Source organism: Kitasatospora sp. NPDC093558, from assembly GCF_040683475.1.
GTDB lineage: Bacteria > Actinomycetota > Actinomycetes > Streptomycetales > Streptomycetaceae > Kitasatospora.
Genome location: NZ_JBFBDY010000630.1, coordinates 1 through 3,561 on the forward strand (window position 1 = coordinate 1; position 3,561 = coordinate 3,561).

3 protein-coding genes are annotated in these 3,561 nt (G+C 75.7%); all 3 read left to right on the plus strand.

From position 1 onward, the window contains the following. Nucleotides 1–607, plus strand: a 607-nt coding sequence (locus AB0O00_RS32770) for a glycerate kinase (protein WP_363658014.1), incomplete at its 5' end; no start/stop codon positions are given. A 274-nt stretch (nucleotides 608–881) separates the two neighbouring features. Further along, nucleotides 882–2,261 (plus strand): allantoinase AllB, encoded by a 1,380-nt coding sequence (gene allB, locus AB0O00_RS32775; protein ID WP_363658016.1) that lies wholly within the window; start codon nucleotides 882–884, stop codon nucleotides 2,259–2,261. A 59-nt stretch (nucleotides 2,262–2,320) separates the two neighbouring features. After that, nucleotides 2,321–3,561: allantoicase (gene alc, locus AB0O00_RS32780; protein ID WP_363658018.1), on the plus strand; the 1,241-nt coding region annotated here is incomplete at its 3' end.

Sequence of the window (3,561 nt, forward strand, 5' to 3'; positions counted from 1 at the left end):
CCTCGGCCCGCTGGCCGACGCGCTGAGCGGCGTCGAGGTCGTCGTGGCCTGCGACGTCGACAACCCGCTGCTCGGCCCGCGCGGCGCCACCGCCGTCTACGGCCCGCAGAAGGGCGCGGACATCGACGACCTGGTGATCCTGGAGGAGGGCCTGACCCGCTTCGCGGACAAGGTCGCCGAGGCCACCGGACGGGACGTGCGCGAGGCCCCCGGCGCCGGGGCCGCGGGCGGGGTGGGCTTCGCCGCCCTCGCCCTGCTCGGCGCCACCATGCGACCCGGTATCGAGCTGCTGCTCGAACTGCTGGGTTTCGACGAGGCCGTGCGTGGGGCACGCCTCGTCGTCACCGGCGAGGGCTGCCTGGACGCACAGACGCTCCACGGCAAGGCCCCCGCCGGCGTCGCCGCGGCGGCCACTCGGGCGGGGGTTCGGGTGGCCGCTGTGGCGGGGCGGCTGGAACTGGCGGAGAGCGAGTGGCGCTCGGCCGGCTTCGCCGCCGCGATCGCCCTCACCGACCTGGCCGAACAGCCCGGCGACAGCATGACCAGGGCCGCCGAACTGGCCGAGACCGCGGGGGAGCGGCTGGCCGGGGCACTGCTGGACGGCTGAGCCCGTGCACCCGCGTACGCGTGGCGGCCGGGACGCGCGAACACTCGTACGTTCCTCCATTGACGTTTTGTTGAAGGCGGGCCTAGGCTCCCGGCAATCCTTCGGTTCCCGCCCACTGCGAACGCCCCGTCCGACCGACCGGCTCGTCCGACCGAACGCCCCGTCCGGCCGGCCCGTCCGGCCGCCCCGGCCCGACCCGCGCGTCCCGTCCGATCGCCCGACCCGGCCGGTCCGGCGTTCCCGCACCCCCAACTCCCAGGTTTCGGAGGCCCCCATGCCTGTCAGCCAGCCCACGGTGATCCGCTCCCGGCGGGTGGTCCTGCCGGGCGGCGAGCGCCCCGCGGACGTGCTGATCCGGGACGGGAAGATCGCGGAGATCGCCGCGCACGGCTCGCTCCTCGCCGGCGACCGCCGGCTCGTCGACCTCGGCGACACCGCGCTGCTCCCCGGCCTGGTCGACACCCACGTGCACGTCAACGAGCCCGGCCGCACCGAGTGGGAGGGCTTCGCCACCGCCACCCGGGCCGCCGCGGCCGGCGGCGTCACCACGATCATCGACATGCCGCTCAACTCCGTCCCGCCCACGACCACCGTGGACGGACTGGCCGTCAAGCGGAAGGCCGCCGAGGGCCAGACCTGGGTCGACCTCGGCTTCTGGGGCGGCGCGGTCCCCGGCAACGCCGCCGACCTCGAACCCTTGCACCGCGAGGGCGTGTTCGGCTTCAAGAGCTTCCTCGCGCCCTCCGGCGTCGACGAGTTCCCGCACGTCGAACCGGCCGACCTGGAGACCGCCCTGGCCGAGCAGGCCCGGATCGGCGCCCTCGCCATCATCCACGCCGAGGACCCGGCGGTCCTCGCCGCCGCCCCGCAGCAACCCGGCGTCCACTACCGGGACTTCCTCGCCTCCCGCCCCGCCGACGCGGAGACCGCGGCCGTCGCCCGGCTGCTCGACACGGCCCGGCGCACCGGCGCCCGCGTCCACATCCTGCACGTCTCCTCCGCCGCCGTCCTGCCGCTGCTGCGCCAGGCCAGGGAGGACGGCGTGCGGGTGACCGCGGAGACCTGCCCGCACTACCTGACCCTCGCGGCCGAGCAGGTGCCGGACGGCGACACGGCGTTCAAGTGCTGCCCGCCGATCCGCGACGAGTCCAACCGCGACGCGCTCTGGGCGGCCCTGGCGGCAGGCGAGTTCATCGCCGTCGTCTCCGACCACTCGCCGTCCACCCCCGACCTCAAGCTGCTGCCCGCGCACGGCGGCAGCGGTGACTTCGCGGCCGCCTGGGGTGGCATCGCCTCCCTCCAGCTCGGCCTGCCCGCCGTCTGGACCGAGGCCCGCCGCCGCGGCCACACCCTCGCCGACGTCGTCCGCTGGATGGCCTCCGGACCGGCCGAGCTGGCCGGCCTGAGCGCCACCAAGGGCGCCATCGAGGTGGGCCGCGACGCGGACCTGGTCGCCTTCGACCCGGACGGCGAATTCGCCGTCCACGCCAATGAGTTGCACCACCGCAACCCCGTGACCCCGTACGCCGGACGGACCCTGGCCGGCGCCGTGCGCACCACCTGGCTGCGCGGCCGGGTGGTGGACACCGCCGGCGAGCCCTTCGGCCGGCAGCTCGTCCGCCCGGCCGCCCCCGCGCCGGCCGAGTCGAACTGACTCCCGCAGGCCCGCACCCACTTGTACCGACTCGCACCGACTCGAACCGAGGAGACGACGTGACCCCCGCCGACACCCCGAGCGCTCCCTTCACAGAGCTGGTCAACCTGGCCTCCCGGCTGCTGGGCGCGGGCGTCGTCGCCACCAACGAGGACACCTTCGCCGACGCGGAGAACCTGCTGGTCGCCAAGCCCGCCGAGTTCCGCCCGCACACCTTCGGCCACAAGGGCCAGATCATGGACGGCTGGGAGTCCAAGCGCCGTCGCGGCGTCTCGGCCGACCAGCCGCACCCCACCGACCAGGACCACGACTGGACGATCGTCCGGCTCGGCGCCGGCGGCGTGATCCGCGGCGTGATCGTCGACACCGCCCACTTCACCGGCAACTACCCGGAGAGCGCCGCCGTCGAGGCCGCGTCCGTACCGGGCCACCCCTCGCCCGAGGAGGTCGCCGCCGCCGAGTGGACGACGCTGGTGGCGCGCACCGCGCTCAAGGGCGACACCGCCCACGAGTTCGCCGTCGAGGACGACACCCGCTACACCCACGTGCGCCTGAGCATATTCCCGGACGGCGGCGTCGCCCGGCTGCGCGTGCACGGCGAGGTGGTGCCCGACCCGCGCGAGCTCGACGGCCTGACCTTCGACCTCGCCGCCCAGGAGTACGGCGGCGTGGCCGAGGCCGCGTCCGACCGCTACTTCTCCTCCCCGCACAACCTGAACGCTCCCGGTCGCGCCTCCGTCATGGGCGAGGGCTGGGAGACCCGGCGTCGGCGTGACAAGGCCAACGACTGGGTGCAGATCGCCCTGGCCGGGGGCGGTGAGGTCCTGGCCGCCGAGGTGGACACCACCCACTTCGTCGCCAATGCCCCCGGCTGGGCCGACCTCGTCGGCTTCGACGCCTCGACCGGACAGGACCCGGCGGACGGCGAGTGGTTCGAGATCCTGCCCCGCACCCGCCTGCAGCCCGACACCCGCCACCGCTTCCGGCTCGACGTGGGCCGCCCGGTGACCCACGTGCGCATCAACGTCTACCCGGACGGCGGCCTCGCCCGCCTGCGGCTCACCGGCCGGCTCACCGAGGCGGGCCGCGCGGCCCTCGCGCTGCGCTGGTTCAACGCCGTCCCGGCCGCCGAGGCCGCCACCGCGCTGACCGAGGCCGGCCTGAGCGCCGACGAGGCCGCCGCGCTGACCGCCGCCCGCCCGCTCGCGGACCCGGCCGCGGCCACCGCCGCCGTCGCCGCGCTCCAGCCGGCCGACGGCCCCGACGGCGAGCACTCCTCCCGGCGCCGCTCGGCGCTCTG